This window comes from bacterium (assembly GCA_021108215.1).
In the GTDB taxonomy this organism is placed as follows: Bacteria; Oederibacteriota; JAAXVQ01; order JAAXVQ01; family JAUVAV01; genus JAIORK01.
Window position 1 is genome coordinate 119,430 of the sequence record JAIORK010000026.1, and the last position, 21,001, is coordinate 140,430.

The following is a 21,001-nucleotide window of genomic DNA, read 5'->3' on the forward strand; positions in this document are numbered from 1 at the left end:
CAAGGACGCTCTTTAGAACCTCAGGACAAAATACCCGGTCAGGCTTCCGGTTTTAATCGTCACATGCTCAACATTTTCCGGATTGGAAAAATCCGACCAGCCGAATTGATAAATCAAATCCAATCCCCAACCGGCACTATCGCGATATTCAAGTTTTATTTTTCCCAACCAGGTTGGACCGGTTCCGGCGGTTTCATAATAAAAAAAATAGTCAAATTCTCCTTTGGGGACAACATGAGAAAGTTCCAGACGATCATTGGGCGCATAGACCAGATCAAGTTGAATCAACATATCCTTAGCGCGTAGTGCCTGCCAGTTGAACATTACTGAATAGCCTTGTTTCCGATACCGGGTAAACCGATAATTGGTCAATCCATCATAGTGCTCCAGAGCATGATCGGAAAAACGCAAACCCACTCCCAACGATTTCCAAAACTGATACGATAGGATTGCTTCCGTTTTTTGCTGCCATGCCCATCCGATCACATCCATCTGAATGGGATCAATCCCGGAGCCGTCCCAATCGCCACTCACATTCCAATCCGAGATCCCGCCATTGACCTCAACATACCACGGACCTTCCAACCAATTAATTTTGGCTACTATCAAAGTACTTTGAATCATGGTATGACAAAAACCGTTTGCACCATCATCAATCATAGCCTTGGTAGTAAAATACTCCATACCGCCGCCAAAGTTGATTTCAGCGTGTGCAGCAACCGGGTGCGCAAACAAAAATCCAACACTACAAAATACGATCCAATACCATTTTTTCAATTTGCGTTTTCTCCAATCCAGTGGTAAATCTGTCCAGCCTCGCTCCGGATCCGGCCCTGTATTTCCAGGGTCAAAAGATCCAGCATAACCCGCTGGACCGGTTTTCGGCATGCCAATGCAATCTGGTCAACATGCATGCCGCCCTGACGCAAGCTGCCATAAATATCAGCCTGAAGGCCCTGCAATTTCAAATGAGAATGTGTGATTTTTGTGGTACGGATTGATGGGTCTGGTTTCCAATCCGGCAGCTCGGACAAAATATCTTCTACGGTTGTCACCAACTTAGCACCATCACGTATCAAGGCATGGGTTCCCTTGGAAAGTGCAGAATGATACATACCTGGCACAGCAAAAACGTCGCGATTCTGTTCACCGGCCCAACGGGCTGTAATCAGTGACCCAGACGTCTCTCCCGCCTCCACCACCAGCACACCCCGTGCCAAACCGCTGATAAGACGGTTCCGTTGCGGGAAATGCGCCGGTAACGGCTGTACGCCCAACCGAAATTCAGAAATGACTGCTCCATGTTCTGTGATTTGCTCGAAAAGTTTTTTATTAATCCGGGGATAAACCCGATCCAAACCATGCGCCACAACTGCCAGCGTGCGGGCACCCTGCTTTAAAGCACTCTGATGCGCCACCGTATCAATCCCCATGGCCAGACCCGACACAATAGTCAGCCCTGCCCCGGCCAAGTTGCTGACAAGCTCCCGGGTTGAGACAATACCGTATCCTGTGGGTCTGCGGCTGCCTACCACAGCCAGCGCCTGTTTGTCCTCGGGCAGCAACGATCCGCGATAATAAAAAAATACGGGTGCGAAAGGGACCGCTTTTAAGAGACCGGGATAGTCCGCGTCCGCCAGAGTACAAATTTTGATACTCTGCCTTGTGCAGCGATGCTCTTCCTCTTTTGCCAGACCCTGCCAATCGGCCTTGGCAATGGAGGCTGCCAACCGGTTCCCGATTTTTTTCTGATCGGATAAAACCGAGCGGGCCTGTTCAAAAACCGCCTGCGGCGATCCGAAAGCCTCTGAGAGTTTATGGGACAGCACACTGCCAATTCCGGATATCAGGCTGAGTGCAATCCAAGCTGAGCGATCATTTTTTGACATTTTTATTTTCCAAAGGAAATTTCAACACGCGCACCGTCACGCAAAGGTGTGGTAAATGCAGCTTTTTGGCCATCCACCAAAAGTTGGATCGGCCCGGCATTTTTCGGCGGAACAATATCCACTCCATCCAATGCCTGCGAAAGAATAGGCGGCTCCGTATCGGTTTTTTCAATCACAATCTCCGCGAGGTCAGGCACTTGATCTTCATAACGCGCCGGTTGACCATTGAGATAAATCCGTCCCCCGCCTGTATCCAAAATGCGCGGCTTGCCATTCACCCTAACGGTGATCTGACTGGGCTGGGGCAGCAATTCTCCCAAGTCACAAAGCCGAAAAACCGGCTGGTTCTTTTGCTCCCATTCAATCCGGTCATTGGGCCGGGGATAATAATCAGCTTGCACGTCATTACCATTGACCTTGATGACAATGGAATTGTTTTTTTGCATACTGTGCAATTCACCATTGAGTTTAAAACGAGTTTTTTCTTGCTTCGCCTTTTTTGTGTCCAACTCCGGCACTAGCTCAATAAGCGGCTTATGCGACTGCCAATCGAGTTCTGCTCTGTCACGAATGCGCGTATTGGCTGCCACGAGGTTTCCCTGGTCCGCGAGCTGGAGTTCAAGCTCCAGTGTGCCGCCATTCACTGTACACCAAAAAGGTCCTGAGGGGCGGGGTATCATCTCAGAATTTAAAATCACGTCCTCACCGTCAATTGCCTCGGCCATTTTGATGATCGTCCCCTCCTGTATCCCGGTATCCAAACCGACCGGTTCGTCCTGAATAAATAATTTGGCCGGTTGACCCAAGCTGCCGGGCGCGGACATGAACTGCCCTGCCAGAGTGTAGGTAATCGCCGCTCCCGGACGGGCATGCAAACTCTTCATTTCCCGGCCGGATGAGAGCAGGGCATCAAATACTGTTGGCTGGGATGTCAACGCCAGCAGCTGGACAGGTTGATCATTGACCTGAGCCGTCATAAAACGCAGACCTTTGTCCTGAACAGCCAGCAATCCAATGCCCAACGGTGTGATGGCCTCAATACCGTGTAATGCCGTGGTTGGATTCTCCAGCCCTATGATGGTTTCCGGTCCACGGCTGCCTACTCGGTTTTCCTCAATCTCCAGGGTCTGTGCCACTTGCTCACCCAGCTGCGGGGTGGCGCTGCCGCCACCCACCATAATCACAGCACGCGGTGCAGTACCATTGAGTTTAATAATTATCGAGGCAATGGATTCCGCCAGGCGCTTAATCGCCGGCAGCAAGGTTTCAATTATTTCTTCCGCACTGAATTGCAAGTCCTGATTCAAAATATTTTTAAAACAAATCGGCTTACCGTCTGCGGCCTGCAAACAACGTTTAACCTGTTCCGCCTCCTGAAACTCAAGTAGATAACGCTCGCAAAGTTTTTCTGTAATCTCATCCCCCGCTTGCGTGACCATGGCATAGGCAAAAACCGAGCCGTCGCGTGTAATCGCAATATCCGAGGTACCGGCACCCACATCCACCAGCGCTAAATTCATCCGTCTTAAATCCGGTGGAATGGTGGCCTCAATCGCAGCAATCGGCTCCAAGGTCAAACTTCGGGCACTTAAACCGGCTCGACGCAGTACCGCCATCAAGGCGTCCACCACCTGGCGGGGCAAAAAAGTCGCCAGCACTTCTACGGAAATTTCCCGTCCCTGATGACCCACCAGGTCATCGAGAACCTCGCCATCCAAAGAAAATTTAACCACAGAAAAACCTACACAATGCAAATTATTCTTCGTACCGTGGACCTGTAAAGAGGTTTGTGCCGTGCGCGCGGCAGCCAACTCCAGTGCCAGTACATCAGCGCGTGTAATTTCTGTTGTGTGGGGTAATTTCCTTTTTTGTTCAGCTGATTCCGTCAGGAGGGCACGCCCGGCTGCCGCCACGGACGCTTCATGCAATGTAATCCCCAGCTCTGCTTCCAGCTCTGCTTTAACCCGGGCAACGACCTTGGCGACGGCTTCGACCTTGTGTACCTGGCCATCAAGCATGGCACGATCCGGATGCTCGAACACCCGAGCCGCTAAAACCTTAAGCCCCTTGTCTTTGGGTTTGACCACCACACCGGCAACCTTGCGCGTTCCAATATCCAACACAAGAATGGGCTGGTGTTTTCCCAGGGTCACTGCGGCACCTGCGTCGCCCGCAGGATAACATCGAGAGAAACTTTGTCGGGCATTAAAAAGAAATAACCGTTAATGACACGGTTCGATTCCATAAACTCCGTTTCAATACAAATAACCTCAGTGTTGCTGGGAAACCCTTTGGAAAGTTCCGTAACCACCGCCTCGGCCATATCAAAAATGAGCTGGGGAACGGACTGTAACAGCAAAAGCCCTAAAAATTCCGTCAGTGCATTGAGGTAAGCGCCGGCCAGAATATTCCCAGCTTCTTTAATCGCCGAGTGCTCCAGCATGGTGAGAATCTGACGTTCCTCGGTATCTTGCTTGGTCAAAAGCCCGGCCATCTGCAACGCGCTTTTCCGCGGCAAAATCAACACAATCTTGGCTGAGACATCGCCCAACACATGCATGGTCACACCGGCAATGAGCGATTGTGGGCCGCCTACCAAATCAACCACTTTGTTCAACGGCAAACAAAGAACTTTGGGAACCGTAATCATAATTTTTTTTTCAATCAGTTGGGACAATGCAGTTGCTGCATGACCCGCACCAATATTGCCAACCTCACGTACAGCATCCAACTGTATATCGGATAATGCGCGAATGTCAGGCATACTCCCCCCCTACCTACACCAAACTCGGAACATCTAAAACAAGTGAAATACGGCCGTCACCTAAAATGGTGACGCCGGAAAACCCTTTGATGCTTTTCAGCATAGGACTTAAAGACTTAATTGCGATCTCCTGCTGCCCCAAAACCTGGTCCACCAGCAATCCCACACGCATCTCGCCCACCTCGGTAACCAAAATAGCGCGGTCATTGCTTTGAGATTCCTCTCCCGGCACTTCTAAAATACGGTGCAATCGCAAAAGCGGCAGCACACTGTCACGGTACATGACCACTTCCCCTTGTTGAACATGCTTGATATCCTCTTCTACAAATTCAATTGTTTCAACCGTATTAATCACCGGCAATGCATACACTTCTTTGCCAACTGAAAAAAGCAGTGCCTGAATAATTGCCAACGTCATGGGCATGCGTAATATAAAAATGCTGCCTTGGCCCGGTTCACTTTCAATCTTCAGACTGCCGCCAAAAGATTCAATCTTGGTACGCACCGCATCCACACCAACACCGCGTCCGCTGACCTCTGTCACCTTCTCGGCTGTGGTAAATCCGGGCAAACTTACCAGATTCATCACTTCATGGCTGGAGAGCCGTTCACTTTCTTCAACGCTCATCATACCACGTTTCACCGCAACTGCGCGAATATGGGCCGGATCAATGCCCCGCCCGTCATCCGAAACTTTAATGATAACATGATTTTTCTCGCGCATTGCGGTTAAGCTGATCAGTCCGTGGCGCGATTTGTTTTGCTGTGTACGCACCTCAGAAGTCTCTATCCCATGATCCACCGCATTGCGTAAAAGGTGCACCAGGGGATCATTGATCTCATCAAGCACCGTACGATCGAGCTCAATTTCCTTACCCTCCATCACCAGCTCAATCTCCTTGCCGCCTTCCTTGGCCAGATCACGCACCATCCGCGGAAAACGGTTGAAAATGTGCTCCATCGGCACCATACGGACTTCTGTGACTTCATCCTGGAGATCATTAGTGATGCGGTCAAACTGGATCAGTGCCTCTTTGAGTTCCTTCAAGGCATACTGTTTGGAAATCTGGGTCAATCGAATTTTATTAATGACCAGTTCACCGACCAAATTTTGAAGATTGTCAAGCCGCTCAATACTGACCCGGATGCTCTGAATAGTTCTACCGGACGCAGTCTTGGTCTTGCTTGCCTGCTCGGGCTGTGTCGTCTTAACCAGAATTCGTGCCTTGACCTTGCTCTCACCAAAAAAATCTTCAACTTTGTCTGCGGTCAACTGCACCAGCTCAAAAACGTCAATCTCCGAAATATTTTTCAGACTTTTTTCCAGCAACGCCTGCTTACGCTGTGAAAGCACCAACAGTAAAAACTCAAGATCAAATTCCCCTTCTTGTAATGCTTGGGGATCCGGGAAACTGGCAATAATCTCACCATGTTCAGACAGTGCCTTGTATACCATGAAAGCGCGCACACCTTTAAAGGAACATGCCGTATCAACCTTGACCCGCACCCCATAGGTCAGGTACCCCTCGGCCTCGGCCTTGACTATCAACTCTTCGAGATGTTCGCTGCTTAATTCCTGCTCGGTATCAGGCGTGTCCGCCATTTTCATTGGATCACTTTTCGGCTGCGCCACTGCCGGTGCAGCTGTCCGGGGTTGTGACACTGCAACCGCCGGCAATGTTTCTCCGCTGGCCAAGATCTTGAGTTTCTCCAAGAGCCCTGAAATATCCACATTTTTTGATTCTGCCGAAGAAATTTCTTCTATTAAAATACCCAGGGTATCTAAACATTCAAACAGAACATCCACCACAGAAGGAGTTATTTTTTCATGATTAACGCGAAGCTTTTCCAAAACATTTTCCATCTGATGGGTCAATTCCGTGATCTGATCGAATCCCATGGTGGCAGCCATACCCTTAAGTGTATGCGATGTACGGAAAATTTCATTCAAAGAATGTTGGTCGGTAATATCTTTTTCCAGAGCAAGCAATGCCTGGTTAAGACGATCAAGATGTTCGAGTGATTCACTGATAAAAAGATCTTTGTACTCTAAGGTATCCATGATTACCCCTGAAACGATTAAAAACGTTATTCAAAAAAACGGCACACGAATCACCGCGTTTTATTTCCCTGTCAATGCGGCCACTCTTTAAAAATACATTCCTACCCGTCTAAACAGGGATTTTTTCATGCCGATTGTTTAAATGATGGTATCAAGAAAATCACCCTGAAGCAACCACCTTTTCTGCCAGTGCTTCTGAATATGCAGTGTTTACCTGCTGAATATTTAGTATCATCTTGCTCATTTTTTTTCTGAGCAAAAAACTCATACAACTCACGTCGCCTTTACCCGGGCCAACAGGCAAGTCAGATACCGGCTCTCGGGTATCTGGGATTTCTCCGGGTGATCTTTGTCCGGACCAAAAACCCGGATATGTTCCAAACGTTTGCCCGCGCTCTGCATCGTCCCCAGCACCATCTGCCGAAAAGGAGTACGCCCAATGTGATGCGAACAGGTACAGGTCAACAGCCGTGCCCCGGGCTGCAGAAGCTTTCCCGCCTGAAGATGCAGCTCCCGGTATCCGCGCATGGCATCCTCAATCGCGGAACGTGAACGCACAAACGAGGGTGGATCCAAAATCACGGCATTGTATTTTTCCGCACGCATCGCTGCGGCGCGCAAATAGATGAAAACATCCGCTTCAATCGGTTGAATGGATGACGCCGCCTGATTTAGCTGTGCATTGTGTTCAAGTTGTTTCAACGCCGATGTGTCCCGGTCAATCGCCTCAACCTGAGCAGCGCCGGCGCGAACAGCTGCCAGGGAAAAACCACCTGAATGACAAAAAGCATCCAACACTTTCCCTTTCAGTGTCTTGGCGCGTAACACGCGGCGCGCGGCACGCTGGTCAAGATAAAAACCCGTTTTATGCCCTTTTTCAAAATCAACCTGAAATAAATCCGGTCCTTCTTTAATTTCACAATGGTCAACCGTGTGCCCGGGATCAGGCTGCCATAGCCACTGCCGTTTGGGCGCCAAGCCTTCCAGGCTTCGGCCATGCCCTTCGCTACGCTCAAAAATACCTTTTGGTTTCATACGCGATATCAGCCAGTCAAGAACATACTGCCGGCGCTGATCCATCCCCCGAGTTAAAAACTGAACCACTATAAATCCATGATAGTCATCACAAATAAGTCCGGGAAGACCGTCCGCCTCGGACCAGACCAGACGATACGCATTGGAATCGAGTGAGAGTGCTGCGCGTTGTGAACGACAGCGATCAAGTTTACGCGCAATTTCCAGTGCTTCATCCGGTCGGTCAGCCTGCCCGCGTGAAGCTGCCGCCGGTGTGTAAAGGTATTTTAAGGCAAGAATATTATCTGGATTGGCATAGGCAAACCCGAGCAAAATGCCCTGCGTATCTAAAATAGAGACCAGCTCCCCCGGATCCGGTTTGGGCCGCCATTCTTCAATCTGTCCGGAAAAAATCCAGGGATATCCCTGGAGCAGGCGCTTGGCCGCCTTGGCATTGACCACGACTTGTTTCAAAAGTGCTTCCAATTATGCCGCCCGACAGGCGGCCGCAATGGCATAGTAACGGTTTTCCAGGGTATCGGCCCGGGAATTGAGTACCATGGGTACTTTGGCGCCAATCGCCACACCGGCCAAAGGACCACCGGCAATAAAGGTCTGTGCTTTGGAAAAAATATTTCCCGCCTCAATATCCGGCACCAACAGAATATCCGCATCGCCTTTTACCGGTCCGGTATACCCTTTTTCCTCGCACACCCACTGAGACAGCGCATCATCCAATGCCAGCGGACCGTCCACCACACCGCCGGTGATTTTGCCTGCTGCCGCCATTTCCGCCAACTGCTTCGCATCAACCGTTGCCGGCATCTTTTCGTTGACATACTCCACCGCTGCCAGCACAGCTGCTTTGGGATTTTGATATCCCAACCGACGTGTGAAATCAATCGTGTTTTGCAAAATATCCGCCTTGCGTTGAAGATCAGGTGCAATGTTTACCGCCGAATCGGCCACAAACAACAAACGTCCACAGGGCTTGCTTTCCAAAATAAAGACGTGCGAAATAGGCTTGTCTGTCCGCAATCCAAAATCACGATTGATCAATGCCGAAACAATTGTCGAGGTCTTTAAATTACCTTTCATCAATACCTGCGCCTTGCCCTCGGCAATCATACGGACCGCTTCGATTGCCGCAGTCTTCTCATCTTTGGCATCCACCAGATGTTTGATGGGAAAATCCAGTTTCAAATCAGTACGCAGCCGCTCAATTTTTTCCTGATCCCCGGCCAATGCCACCTCAACAATCCCGGCTCGCCAGGCACGGTCCAGTGCCTGAAGAATCTCCCGGGTCTCGGGAACCGCTACGGAAACTGTTTTTTTCGGACCACCCTTCAATTGCTCTACAAGTTCTTCAAAATTTTTCAACATACGGTCTCATCCAATCCTTTCCTACCCAAATTTTTCTCGTAATAAATTTTAATCGCTTCCGCCGCTTCGTGAATATCCAACGGACCCGTATCACAGGTCCAATCCGCCTTGGCATAGGCGGATTGCCGCTGCGCAAGCAATGCCCTGATCCGCTGGATAACTTCCGCCTGGGTACCCGCCAAAAGCGGCCGATCCGACGCCGTGCCAACTCTCTTTAAAACAACATCCGGCTCGGCAGTCAAGCAGACCACGCAACCCAGCTTGCGCATCAAAGACCAATTTTGTTCAGCCAGCACGATACCGCCGCCTGTGGCGATAACCTGCCGTGTCATCCCCGCCTCAACAAACTGTTTTAAAACACGGGTTTCCCATGTGCGAAAAACGCCTTCGCCGTCCTGGGAAAAAATATCTGATATGGATTTCCCGGCAAGCCGAATAATTGAATCATCGGTATCAAGAAATGAAAACTGAAGGTTGTCCGCCAGTCGGCGCCCGACCATGCTTTTCCCGGTCCCCATAAATCCAACCAGAATAATATTCATCATCGTCTATCTAAATACCGCTGATACGTTTTCCAGTTGGCGCGCATTTCGGAAAGTGAATCACCGCCAAATTTTTCCTGCCATTTTTTCACCAATTCCATTGCCAGCATGGCTTCACCTACCACGGCTGCCGCCGGGACCGCGCAGACATCGGAGCGTTCATACCCCGCCACCAATGCGCGCTTGCTTTGCATATCAATTGATTTAAGTGGTTTGCGCAAAGTGGAAATCGGCTTCATCGCCACCCGGACCAACAAGGGTTCTCCCGTGCTGATCCCACCTTCCACCCCGCCGGCATTATTCGTCCGCCTGCTAAATCCCCCGTTTTTTCCACCCTTGCGATACGTAATCACATCATGCACTTTCGAACCGGGCAACTGTGCGGCATCAAATCCCAGTCCAAAAGCAACACCCTTCATCGCCGGAATACTCATCATCGCACCGGCAATTGCCATATCCAGACGTCTGTCCCATTGTGCATGACTACCTAATCCCGGAACCAACCCCCAGGCTGAGACTGTAAAAACCCCTCCCAGGGTATCCCCTTGATGCTGCGCCCGGTCAATCGCTGTATGTATTTTTCTGGAAACCGTCTCATCTGGACAATGGGTATCGGATTGATCCGCTTTTTTTGCCAGCCGGGCCGGTGACCCGGTCGGTAAGTTTGCATGAATACCGCCGATCTGATCCACCCAGGACCCGAGTTCCACACCAAATGCCGCCAACAGAACTTTCGCCACCGCACCCGCTGCAACCCGTGTCGCTGTTTCGCGCGCAGAGGCGCGTTCTAAAATATCGCGAAAATCACTCCGGTCATATTTAAGCCCGCCCACCAAATCAGCATGACCCGGCCGGGGACGATGAATGCGGTCAAACGCTGCACTCTTGTCCAATTTTTCAGGATCCATAGCCTGTTCCCAATTTTTCCAGTCACGATTTTCAATCACCAGGGTAATCGGACTCCCCAGGGTTTCACCATGGCGCATTCCCGAGGTAACCCGGACCCGGTCCTTTTCAATCAACATTCGATCACCGCGACCATATCCTTTTTGACGACGCGCCAACTCGCGGTTAATCTTCTCTAACGGCAATACCAAACCGGCCGGCATCCCTTCGATAATAACACTCAAGGATGGACCGTGTGATTCTCCGGCAGATAAAAAACGAAACATGAATAAATACTCGCTTTCTGTATTTTTTAAAATTCCAAAAGACCCAACTGAAAAACTTTTTTTATACGACCTGCTTTTTTACAATTATTCTAAAATATGCGTGGTTAAAAAAACCACCAATTCAACCTTGTTTTTCGTGGTCACATTGCTCCTGAATAAAAAACCCAGCAACGGAATGTCTCCCAACAGGGGAACCTTTGATTCCCGCGTGATTGACTCATCACGTACCATGCCGCCGATGGCAATGGTTTCTCCGTCATCCACCATCATCTGGGTGGTGGCTGAACGCGTGCTGGTCGAAGGCGGTGTCCCTGTATTTGTCACGGTCGTGACAGTCAGGGTGAGCGGATTCATAAGCACCTGTCCATCCCGGGTAACCTGCGGCGTCACGGTAAGGGTAATCGGCAATTCAAGATATGTAATCACATTGGACACAACCCCGTTGCTAATATTGCTGGTTGCATAGGGAATATTCTGGCTCGCCTTTAGCGTTGCCGTCTGATTATTCAACGTAGCAATTCTGGGATTGGAAATGGTATTCACTTTGCCCTTGGATTCCAGTACTGAAAGCGTCGCAGCCAAATCCATCCCCGCCTGCAATGTACCGATTGTCAACTGTCCCACAACGCCGCCTGTAACCGGATTGGAGCTAAGGGATATATTTGGATTCCGGGTGGCCGCTGTATGGGCTGCATTCCAGTTCACGCCTAAATCTATTTCCGAGGAGTGTGACACCTCTACAATCCGCGCCTCAATCATGACCTGCTGCGCTTTGGTGTCCAGACTCCTTAGCATACGCGCAATTTTATTGATATTGCCCGGAAGATCATTGACGACCAAAGCATTTTCATTGCTATTGGATTCCAGTGACCCGAGTGAAGATAAAATTGATTTAATTAAAGGTGCTACCTTTTCAACTTGTGTATAACTAAGTGAAAAAGATCGCGTGACCAAACGGCTCTGCCGGTCCATGTCGGCGATAACATCCTTGATACGCGACATGTCGCTGGGAATGGCGGAAACCACGACACGGTTTTCCGCCGGTTCAAGCACCACCTGACTCCTGCTCCCATCAGTAAACACACCTTCCAACGACGTTTTAATATTTGAATTTTTCACCTCAATATTCTTGAGTGAAAAAACCCGGGTTTCAACCGGAAATTCTTTGGCCAGGCCGACACGCAGCGTATTGCCGTCAACCCCATAGGCCATCTGACGCGGCCGGAGAATAAAATCCAGCACATTTTTCAATGGCTGCTCATTAATGGAAAGCGTCACCTGCGACTGCGTCCCTTCCAGCATCTCCAACCCCGGCGTGACAATCAGATCAAATCCCGCATCTTGCGCCAAGGCCCGCAACAGTGCACTTAAATCAGCATTTTGTAAATCAACTGAAATCCGCGAATTAAGATTGCCGCGCTTGCGGCCGGGCTGCAGCGTTCCCGGATTGTCAAACTCGATCAGAACCTGATTCTGGTCTTTGAAAACCAAATACGGACTGGTTGAATGAAGTGTGGTCCGGATATCCACCACCGGTTGGTTGTCTTCCTTTTTTTGGCGAGCCCTGACTTTTTTTATCACCCCGGCCGGCAATCCGGAAGGCGACCCCTGCCAGGTAAGTGCCGCACCATAAATCTGCAAAGAAACAATCCGTCCCTGGCGTTCTCGTTTGACCCGGTACTTCGCCTGACCATCTGTCGTGATCGTCAGACGTGTTTTCTCACCAATGTCCGACACCGCGACATCAACAACATGATAAGATGCGCCGGCCGGCATCATTTTGCGGGAAGATGGACGCTCTTGCCGGGACGCGTTTTTAGCCGCTTGCGTTGTATCCGGCTCCCGGTCATAACGGGATGCATAACGCCGGGGAAGCTTGAGGGTAATCCCGCTTGAATACGTCTCGCGCACCCACTTGACGCTTTCCTCCAAATCAAACACGACCCATACATCCGCATCATGTTGTGCACTGCGAATTCTGTTAAGCGGTGATTGATTCACCGTGAGTCGGTTGGGTTTCCAGGTCAAAAGTGTATTGCGAACCTTCAGCAGCAAACGGTCGGGGTTGGAAAGGTAGGTCATGGCACTCTGCGTTTTATTCGTTGTCACGATGGTCACTTGCGGCAAACCGTTTATCGTCTCGACCGAGATGCGTGTCAGACGCGCGGCCCAGTCCATTGCTTCCTCTGCATCCTGCGCATCCTCGTCCGTATCAGCTTCCGTCTCTGCACTGTCAGACCTGACTTCTTCAGCCTGTTCCGCCGCAGTATTTTCCTCAATCCCAACGGCAATTGTTCCTTCACTCTCATCGACAGCATCCGCCGCCAATCCGCTGGAGAACGGACAAAATAAAAACAGTATGACCCACACCATTAAGGCCCATCGCGTCACAAGCCGGTATTTGCGTCGAGAGAGGTTCGCCCTGCCCCAAATACGGCAGGATGTCGCACCGATCTGCGGAACTATCAATTCGGTGCTCCACCTTAAATCGGCGGTATTGACTTGCTTCATCGATGGACTTACCCGGCATCCAGCATTCGCCGGACACGGTACGCCGGGCAGGCTGTCCATCGTGTTCGCACTAGCACGATAATTTTCCATAAGACGGCCAACGCTCCTTTCTTCATGATTCATCATTTATTTACTTCGCGCGAAGCTTAAAAACAATCTGTTTCTCACCTTGTTTCAAAATTACTTTTCCCGGATTGACAACCTTACCCGTAATCCCGGAAACCGTTTGATGATTTTCCCGGTAGAGCTTCCCGTTTTTTAGCAAAAATCCGAATTTCGGGCCTGACTGCGATGCAAACAAAGCCACTGCCTGCCGGGAATTACGAATCACGCCGGTGAGACGCAGCGTCTCGATATCCACTTTCTGCATCACATTAAACAACCGTCCCGCCAGCGGTTTGACAAAGGGGTCCCGCCGACCTTTGGACATATATTTAACTTGTGGTTTCACCTGAAGGGTCTCACTTGAATCCGCCACACTCCCCCCATTGCTTCCGAAAGAAGAAACCGGTATACCGATTGCCAAACAGATCCCTACGATTCCAATGGTTTTATTAATCACGTTGCACATAGGTCACCAATACCATCCGGGCTGTTATCGAGTCCATATTTTTTTCCCCCGCGCGCGCGGTAATCTGAAGGTCCCGGGTGTTGATCAAACGCGGCAAAGCCGCCAGCTTGCTCACAAATGTCCCCAGAGCATGATAATCACATGTAATGGTTACCTGGACCGGCTGAAATACATAGCCTTCACCGGCAATAACCGGTTGCGGAGCAAATTGAAAATCCTTGATATTACACTCGGCCGCCACCCGGGTCACGTCCTTAAGCAAAAGTGGGATGCGCGGCTGACTGGGAACTTCGTTCTCCAGTTGCTGCATCTCAATTTGGAGCCTCCCCATGCGTGCCATAAACTCATCGTAGCGTGCTACCAGTTCCTGGGCTGTGGCCAATTGTTTTTGCTGATCCTGCAACACCTGTTTTTTCTCAACCAACCGCTGATTAAGCGGGAAAAAAGCAAACAGGCTGTACAGCACCAGCACAACCGTACTCCCGATGCCAATGATGATATAGCGAATCATGTCGCGGTTCACTTTTCTTTCTCCTCGGACGCTTCCATTGGCAAGACCTCAGCAAAATGCATTTTCAATTTAAATTGTACCTGGGAGCGATTCCCCCTCTGGGTCTCATTGAGTGCTTCCAGTGTTACTTCCGTAAAAAAATCCGAATTTTCCAGCATAGTTAAAAAATCCGCGACAGAAATTTTGTGATAGGCCTCGCCTTCCAGTGTCAACACCAGACGTTTTTTCCCAGCCTGGCGTTCGGAAAGCAATTTGGTCAACCACATATCATCTTGCACGACATTGGCAAGCTCGTCCAATATTTTGATCCAAATCGGCTGTTCCTGTGTCAAGCGGCCGATCATCGCCTTGAGCTTGACAATTTTTTCCTCCTGCCGCGCCAAACTGAGCAAGGGCCCGGTTTTATCCGCCAAAGCCGCTTCGGCAGCGTGCAAGTCCGCGATTTTTTTCTCCACGCCCCGCGTTTGTGCCAAAACATTTAATAATACCATAACCAGTACAATCGCCGCCAGCGACCCGGCGATTACCAAATAGGTGTACAGCCGAATGACGCCTTTGGTTTTTCTAATTTTGAGGGGGAGTAGATTGATCTTAAGCATGACTACTCCGCATCCCGCAATGCCAGACCCACGCCAATATTAAACATCTGCGCGTTCTGTGTAATAAACTCCAGATCAAAATCTTTTTCCGGAATAATCACTTCCTTGAAGGGATCATTTCGCTCAACACTGACATCAAATTTTTCAGACAAATATTTATCGAGATTTTTTAGTTTTGCGGCGCCGCCGGAAAGTACAATCCGTGAAATGGATTTTTGGCGGATTGTACTTTCATAATAATCAAAAGAGCGTTGGATCTCAGCCACCAATTTATTCAAAATAGGCGTAATCGCCTCACCGATTCGGGCTGACTTGTCATCGTTCTTGGGAATTTCCATCTGCATGATATCTTCCGATTCAATTAAAACCTCGCCCTCTTCTTTTTTCAAAATTTCGGCTTCATTAAAACTGACATCAAACTCGCGTTGAATTTCCCGGCTAAAACTGTTTCCCGCCACAGCCACGTCGCGGGTCAGATGGGTCACGCCGTCTTCCAGAATATTAATCGTGGTCAACTTGGCGCCGATATTAATCAGACCGATTGTCTCTCCGGTGTTTTCACCGTAATTTACCTCAAAGGCATTTTGCAATGCAAAGGTATCCACATCGATGAGCACCGGATTAAGGCCTGCCAAATGAAGCAGTGTGATATGCATATCAATAATTTCTTCTTTGGCAGCCACCAGCAGAACCTCAATTTTTTCAATACCTTCTTCTTCGATCTCACCTAAAATGGAAAAATCCAGAATGACCTGGTCAATGGCCAGGGGAATATATTGCTCTGCTTCATAACTGATAACATTTTTCAGCTCATCTTCACTCATCTTGGGCAATTTAACATAACGCACAATCACCGAGTCACCCGCAATGGAAGAGATCACATTTTTTGTTGTAATTTTATTTTCCTTGAGCAACGTCTTAATCGTAGCCGCCAGCATTTCATCGCGCACGACCGGATCCGCTTCTTCCTGAATTTCAGTGGGGATTTCCTTGATGACAAGATGGGTCAAACGAAGCTGTTCACCCCGTTTTTGGAGCTGAACAGCTTTGATGGTATGACTGCCAATATCCAGACCTAATAGTTTACGATTTTTGAGGAAGTCGAGCACCCACGCCTCCTTTTATCTCTCAACCAAGACAGGCCCGTCTGATTTATCAATTCACTGCTGGACCGTATAAAACAGTGACTACAAAAAAAATATGTGCAATGAAATATTCCAGCACTTTTTTAAGTTTTTTGTTAATATACCAATCTCTTCCTCACAGGCCTTAGGCCGGATCTGGAAAATACTTCTTTTTTCAGGATTATAAAGAGCAATGCCGGAAAAAGCAAGAAAAAAAAGAGCAATTCAGGACAAACAAAATTCTTAACCAACAACAACCGAAGATAATACCCTTCAGGTCTTATTTGCGAATAAAGTCTGCTTGAAATACAGGATCGTGTGTATCACTTATTATTAATAGCCATAGGTTGTATAAGAAACACCATTTGTATCCGTGTAGGAACTGTTAATCCAGATACGCCCGGTATTGGACTGGTTAGGGCCGTCATAGCGCCAGCCAATACCTTGAACAGCGGGTTTGCTTAAACCCGGCGCTTCATTGAAAGCCTTGTAGATCACTTGATTTCCGGCCGGACTTTTAGCAGTATCATCCGGATAGGTCACCAAAACTTTGGGCATCACCGGAAGATAATCACCAAATCCATAACCAGGTGTTTTATCCATCACATCCAGGGTTGTCGGCCAAATCCCTTCATGATCACCATAGTAAATTGAGATCGCAGCCTTGATCGCGCTGATATTCGCTTTGGTCGTACTCTCCCGCGCTTTCTCCCGCAAGTCCTGAAAATAGGGATATGCCAATGCCGCGACAATGCCAAGTATCGCAATGAAAATCGCAATTTCAATATACGTAAACCCTTTTTCCTGAGATGCCAATTGTCGCATAATACAAATCCCCTCTATATAAATACGATCACCTACATGGTGCCTTTAACCAGTTGTTGTAAGTCACGCGGATCAGTGGTTCTGGAAAATATTTCATTATACGTTACCAGTTGCTTCTGATACAAATCAAACAATGCCTGATTCATGGTTTGCATGCCATACTCACTTCCAGTCTGCATGACTGCAGAAATTTGCTGCTCTTTTTCCTCACGAATTAAATTACGCACCGCCGAAGTGGGAATCAAAATCTCGCAGGCCATGGCGCGCCCCGAAGAATAACCACGCGGCAAAAGCTGCTGCGCCATGATGGCCTGCAGCACCGTGGAAAGCTGCACACGCACGCGAAACTGCTCATGCGGATCAAACGTACTGACAATCCGATAAATTGCCTGCACAGAGTCGGTAGATTCCATAGCTGCAATAACCAAATGCCCGGTCTCAGCCAGGGTCAGCGCCGCCGCAATGGTTTGCGGTGTTTTAAACTCACTAAGCAGCACAACATCCGGATCCGAACAAAGTGCGTTTTTCAAAGCACTCCCGAAATTTTCCGAATCGGTGCCAATCTCCCGCTGGTTGACAATTGACTTCTCATGATTAAAAATATACTCAATCGGTTCTTCAATGGTGAGAACATGGACCGCTTTATTCTGATTAATCCAATTGATCATGGCGGCCAAGGTCGTTGATTTTCCCGAACCGGTCGGGCCGGTAACCAACACCAGTCCTTTGGGAAGCTGAACAATGTCCGTCACAATCGGCGGCAACCCTAATTCTTCAAAATTGGTGATCTCATCAGGAATACGCCGCAGGTTGGCTGCAATGTTTCCCTGCTGCTTAAAAACATTCATGCGAACACGTCCGATATTTCCGATCCCAAATGAAATGGTAATCTCGTTTTCCCGGCCTAATTTTTCCCGTTGTTCGTCGGTCAGCACCTGATAAATTAAAGTCGCACACAATTCAGGTTTAAGCCGCTCCAGCTCGCTGCTTACAATTTCCCCATCAATGCGTAAGGTTGGCGCCGCATTGGAAGTAATATGTAAATCAGACGCTTTTTTTTCAAACAACAGGCGAATAAGCATCTCAATGGTGATCATATTAAAACGCCTCCCTTACCGGAATAGTCTTTTATTATATCATCTTTTGTTTTTTTCAAATCAACATAATTTCAAATCAAAATCCACGCTTCAAAAAAGCAAAAATGATTTACCCTCCTTCTCTCTTCATTTCTTCACTATTGCCTTTCTCCGTGGACTCCGTGTTCCCCGTGGTGAAAAATTTTTATTTTTTTATCCCGGCTGCCAGAAGCAATGCCGCTTCCATCTTTGCGACCGGTGGTTTTTTTCCGGTCCACAAGCGGAATGATTCCGCACCCTGCAAAAGCAGCATTTTCCAACCCGGAACCACACGATTTTGTTTGCGCGCAGCCCCGGTAAAAAAAGACGTAGGCCGCCTGCCATAGACCAAATCCATCACACATTTTCTTTTCGGCATCCAATCCTGCGGGATTGGCAAGGGATCGCCTGCTTTGAGCCCCAAGGGTGTGGCATTAACCAAAAGATCAGTTTGTTGCAAACACTGTTTCAGCGCCTCCGTCCCCGGACGCATCCCCGCAACGTGACTGCACCCCAACGCCTTAACCTCCCGGACTAATTTCCGCAAACGCTTTTCGTCAATATCCACAATCGTTATTTTCCGGACATTGGCTTGTGCCAGCGAAATTGCGACGGCCCGGCCGGCACCACCGCCGCCAAGTAGGACCGCTTGTTTCTGATGCAACGTCTGGACCCCTTTTAAGCTGGCAAGAAAACCAAACCCATCCGTATTATGGCCGACCATTTTCCCGGATTGAAAAACAATGGTGTTGACCGCTTGAATTGCCTTGGCACTGGGAGCAAGTTGATCCAAAAAAGACATAACTTTTTCTTTATAAGGAATCGTAACATTAACCCCGACCGCACCTAGTTGCTGCAAACTCATCAACAGCATTTTCAACCCCTGAGGTGGAACACCCAATGGGACATAGGTTACTGCCAAGTTGTAATACATAAAAGCAATATTCTGCATCACCGGCGACAAGGTATGCGTGATAGGCCAGCCAATCACGCCGGCCAATTTTGTTTCCCCTGTAATAAATGCATGTTTCGGGGCCATAAAAAAACGCCTCCTTATTTCAGGAAATGTCCCCCCAAAAAAATTGTGCCAAAGTAACCGCCGCCACACCGGCTGTTTCAGAGCGCAAAATCCTGGGACCGAGCTTGACCGTGCGAACACCTTTTTTCCGGGCGGCAACTACTTCCTCTTGGGTAAAACCGCCTTCCGGTCCCACCCAAAGCGAAAGCGCGTCCGGACGTTTGAGACCGGCCAATTGTGCCTGCCATCCCTGCTCCGGCGACTCCGATGCTTGAAACAAAATACTCAGATGTTCCTTAGAAACTGTTTCTAAACTCTTCGTAAAACAAATAGGCTGCGCGACCTTCGGTACCACCGTACGGCCTGACTGACGAACTGCCTGCCGCGCGATTTCCTGCCAGCGGTCGAAACGGTGTTCCCGTCCATCCACCAGTTTCATCTGTGAAAAACCGGAAATAACCGGAACAATCCCAGCAACACCCAGCTCTGTGGTTTTCTGAATAATCCAGTCTAATTTACTCCCCTTGGCAAACCCCTGAAACAATGTCACTGCAAGCGGAGACTCGGGCTGGTGTTGGGATACCTCACCCAGTATGAGTTCAACGCTATTTTTTAAAAAGTGAATAATTCGGGCATGGTATTCTTTGCCCCGGCCGTCCGAAATCAATACCGGATCATTGGGCTTAAGCCGAAGAATGCGGCAATGGTGGGCATCACCGCCGGACAACAGCAGTGGCCGGGTCTGAAAATCTTCCGGTGTCAGGATAAATCGCGGCAGTCCCATCAGAATCGACGACTACCAGTGCGGATCAAAACAGCTGCCCGTTTTGGTTATTTTCCGCTGCCGCGTACCGTCCAAATTCATAACCCATACATCTGAGGAGACTTCCTGATCTCCGGACCCCACATTACCTTCGCTGACCTTTTCCATAATACAGGCCATCTTTTTACCGCTGGGCGAGAAAGCCGGGCCGGAAAGTTCTGCGGCAAAATCTTGGGGGGTCAATGGATACGCTTCGAAATCAAGGCTGAAACGTTTGGACATAACCATAATAATTTTATCCAGTTCAAAGGCAACCAAATGGCTGTCATAGGCCCAGACAACCGTCCCCAAATGATATGGCACTTGATTAAAAGGCTTCATCAAGTCCGTTTCCAGCTTGCCATCCTTACGGATATTTCCGATATGGCTGACATTGTCATGCTTACTCGGACCGGAACCTGCCAAATACTGCATATCAGGAGAAAGTGAGTGAACTTCGGTCATAAAACTGTTTTTAGGCAGGCGGATGGTTTCCCTCTGCAAACCGGTCTGGACATCATAACCATATAAAATTGTGGGAAAGTCCTTTTCCTGTACATACAACACGCTGCTGTCCGGTTTCCAGCTTAGCCGCATGTCCCGGGCCTTGATTTTTTTATCTTTGGCAACGCTCTTTATCTCCGTACCATCGGCATTCATGGCAATCAACGCAATTTTATCCCCAATGGGTGAATCACTGTCATACTGAAAAAAAGCAATTTTAGTGTGTTCCAAATTCCAGACCGGACGGCACTTATACTCCAGTGTATCGGTCAACTGCTTCATGTCCTCGCCCGCAGGCGTAATCGTGTGTATCTGGGTATAATCGTCCACGACGCTGACGAATACGATTAGAGCCGTATCATCAATTCCTTCCAAATACTTACTCATACCGCTCTGTTTCATACTAAGTTCACGTTTTTTCTCGCGAACTTTGGAAAGACGTTTTTTAAAAGAACCCGTTTGCTGGACACAACTGACCGCAAAACCGGCAACAAGAATCATCACCAGAATATTTCGCCAACGCTTTCGCACCATGAAACGTTCCATACGCATGCCTCCTGTAACATCACATGTTCTAGATAGACAATTTAAAATT

Annotated in this window: 19 protein-coding genes; all 19 read right to left on the reverse strand. The window is 48.9% G+C overall.

Features of this window, described 5'->3' with window-relative positions:
• Positions 1-12 precede the first annotated feature (12 nt).
• The 19 genes from K8S19_05135 to K8S19_05225 all read right to left on the reverse strand — a co-directional run bounded on the left by K8S19_05135 (position 13) and on the right by K8S19_05225 (position 20,952).
• A complete protein-coding gene (locus K8S19_05135) occupies positions 13-777 on the reverse strand; it encodes a hypothetical protein (protein MCD4813056.1) in 765 nt (254 codons plus the stop codon).
• Positions 774-1,889, reverse strand: coding sequence for a DNA-processing protein DprA (gene dprA, locus K8S19_05140; GenBank protein MCD4813057.1), 1,116 nt, complete (start codon positions 1,887-1,889; stop codon positions 774-776). The genes K8S19_05135 and dprA overlap by 4 nt, the downstream gene beginning before the upstream one ends.
• Before the next feature lie 2 nt (positions 1,890-1,891).
• Positions 1,892-4,042, reverse strand: coding sequence for a pilus assembly protein PilM (gene pilM, locus K8S19_05145; protein MCD4813058.1), 2,151 nt, complete (start codon positions 4,040-4,042; stop codon positions 1,892-1,894).
• Positions 4,039-4,653, reverse strand: coding sequence for a chemotaxis protein CheC (locus K8S19_05150; protein ID MCD4813059.1), 615 nt, complete (start codon positions 4,651-4,653; stop codon positions 4,039-4,041). Before K8S19_05150 ends, pilM (K8S19_05145) begins: the two co-directional genes overlap by 4 nt.
• 13 nt (positions 4,654-4,666) lie before the next feature.
• Positions 4,667-6,715 carry a chemotaxis protein CheA gene (locus K8S19_05155; protein MCD4813060.1) on the reverse strand — a complete coding sequence of 683 codons (2,049 nt, stop codon included), beginning with the start codon at positions 6,713-6,715 and terminating at the stop codon, positions 4,667-4,669.
• Between the two features lie 273 nt (positions 6,716-6,988).
• Entirely contained in the window at positions 6,989-8,215 is a 1,227-nt protein-coding gene (locus K8S19_05160; protein MCD4813061.1) for a class I SAM-dependent rRNA methyltransferase, read from the reverse strand.
• Positions 8,216-9,112 (reverse strand): bifunctional enoyl-CoA hydratase/phosphate acetyltransferase, encoded by an 897-nt coding sequence (locus tag K8S19_05165; protein MCD4813062.1) that lies wholly within the window; start codon positions 9,110-9,112, stop codon positions 8,216-8,218. It lies immediately after the preceding gene.
• Positions 9,106-9,657: a shikimate kinase gene (locus K8S19_05170; protein MCD4813063.1), complete on the reverse strand. Its 552-nt coding sequence runs from the start codon at positions 9,655-9,657 to the stop codon at positions 9,106-9,108. The genes K8S19_05165 and K8S19_05170 overlap by 7 nt, the downstream gene beginning before the upstream one ends.
• Positions 9,654-10,826 (reverse strand): chorismate synthase, encoded by a 1,173-nt coding sequence (gene aroC / locus K8S19_05175; GenBank protein MCD4813064.1) that lies wholly within the window; start codon positions 10,824-10,826, stop codon positions 9,654-9,656. Before aroC ends, K8S19_05170 begins: the two co-directional genes overlap by 4 nt.
• Positions 10,827-10,910: 84 nt before the next feature.
• Positions 10,911-13,427 carry an AMIN domain-containing protein gene (locus K8S19_05180; GenBank protein MCD4813065.1) on the reverse strand — a complete coding sequence of 839 codons (2,517 nt, stop codon included), beginning with the start codon at positions 13,425-13,427 and terminating at the stop codon, positions 10,911-10,913.
• Positions 13,428-13,467: 40 nt separating this feature from the next.
• The gene (locus K8S19_05185) at positions 13,468-13,815 is read right to left on the reverse strand and encodes a hypothetical protein (GenBank protein MCD4813066.1); all 348 of its coding nucleotides are present in this window, start codon (positions 13,813-13,815) and stop codon (positions 13,468-13,470) included.
• A 76-nt stretch (positions 13,816-13,891) separates the two neighbouring features.
• Positions 13,892-14,431, reverse strand: a complete 540-nt coding sequence (locus K8S19_05190; GenBank protein MCD4813067.1) for a type 4a pilus biogenesis protein PilO — start codon at positions 14,429-14,431, stop codon at positions 13,892-13,894.
• Positions 14,428-15,018, reverse strand: coding sequence for a PilN domain-containing protein (locus K8S19_05195; protein MCD4813068.1), 591 nt, complete (start codon positions 15,016-15,018; stop codon positions 14,428-14,430). Before K8S19_05195 ends, K8S19_05190 begins: the two co-directional genes overlap by 4 nt.
• 2 nt (positions 15,019-15,020) lie before the next feature.
• A complete protein-coding gene (pilM, locus tag K8S19_05200; GenBank protein ID MCD4813069.1) occupies positions 15,021-16,127 on the reverse strand; it encodes a type IV pilus assembly protein PilM in 1,107 nt (368 codons plus the stop codon).
• Between the two features lie 348 nt (positions 16,128-16,475).
• On the reverse strand, positions 16,476-16,967 hold the full coding sequence (locus K8S19_05205) for a type II secretion system GspH family protein (protein MCD4813070.1): 492 nt from the start codon (positions 16,965-16,967) through the stop codon (positions 16,476-16,478).
• A gap of 32 nt (positions 16,968-16,999) precedes the next feature.
• A complete protein-coding gene (locus tag K8S19_05210; GenBank protein ID MCD4813071.1) occupies positions 17,000-18,064 on the reverse strand; it encodes a PilT/PilU family type 4a pilus ATPase in 1,065 nt (354 codons plus the stop codon).
• Positions 18,065-18,248: 184 nt separating this feature from the next.
• Entirely contained in the window at positions 18,249-19,121 is an 873-nt protein-coding gene (gene aroE, locus K8S19_05215) for a shikimate dehydrogenase (protein MCD4813072.1), read from the reverse strand.
• Positions 19,122-19,140: 19 nt separating this feature from the next.
• A complete protein-coding gene (locus tag K8S19_05220; protein ID MCD4813073.1) occupies positions 19,141-19,884 on the reverse strand; it encodes a 16S rRNA (uracil(1498)-N(3))-methyltransferase in 744 nt (247 codons plus the stop codon).
• 12 nt (positions 19,885-19,896) lie between these two features.
• Positions 19,897-20,952, reverse strand: coding sequence for a hypothetical protein (locus K8S19_05225; GenBank protein MCD4813074.1), 1,056 nt, complete (start codon positions 20,950-20,952; stop codon positions 19,897-19,899).
• Between the last annotated feature and the right edge of the window lie 49 nt (positions 20,953-21,001).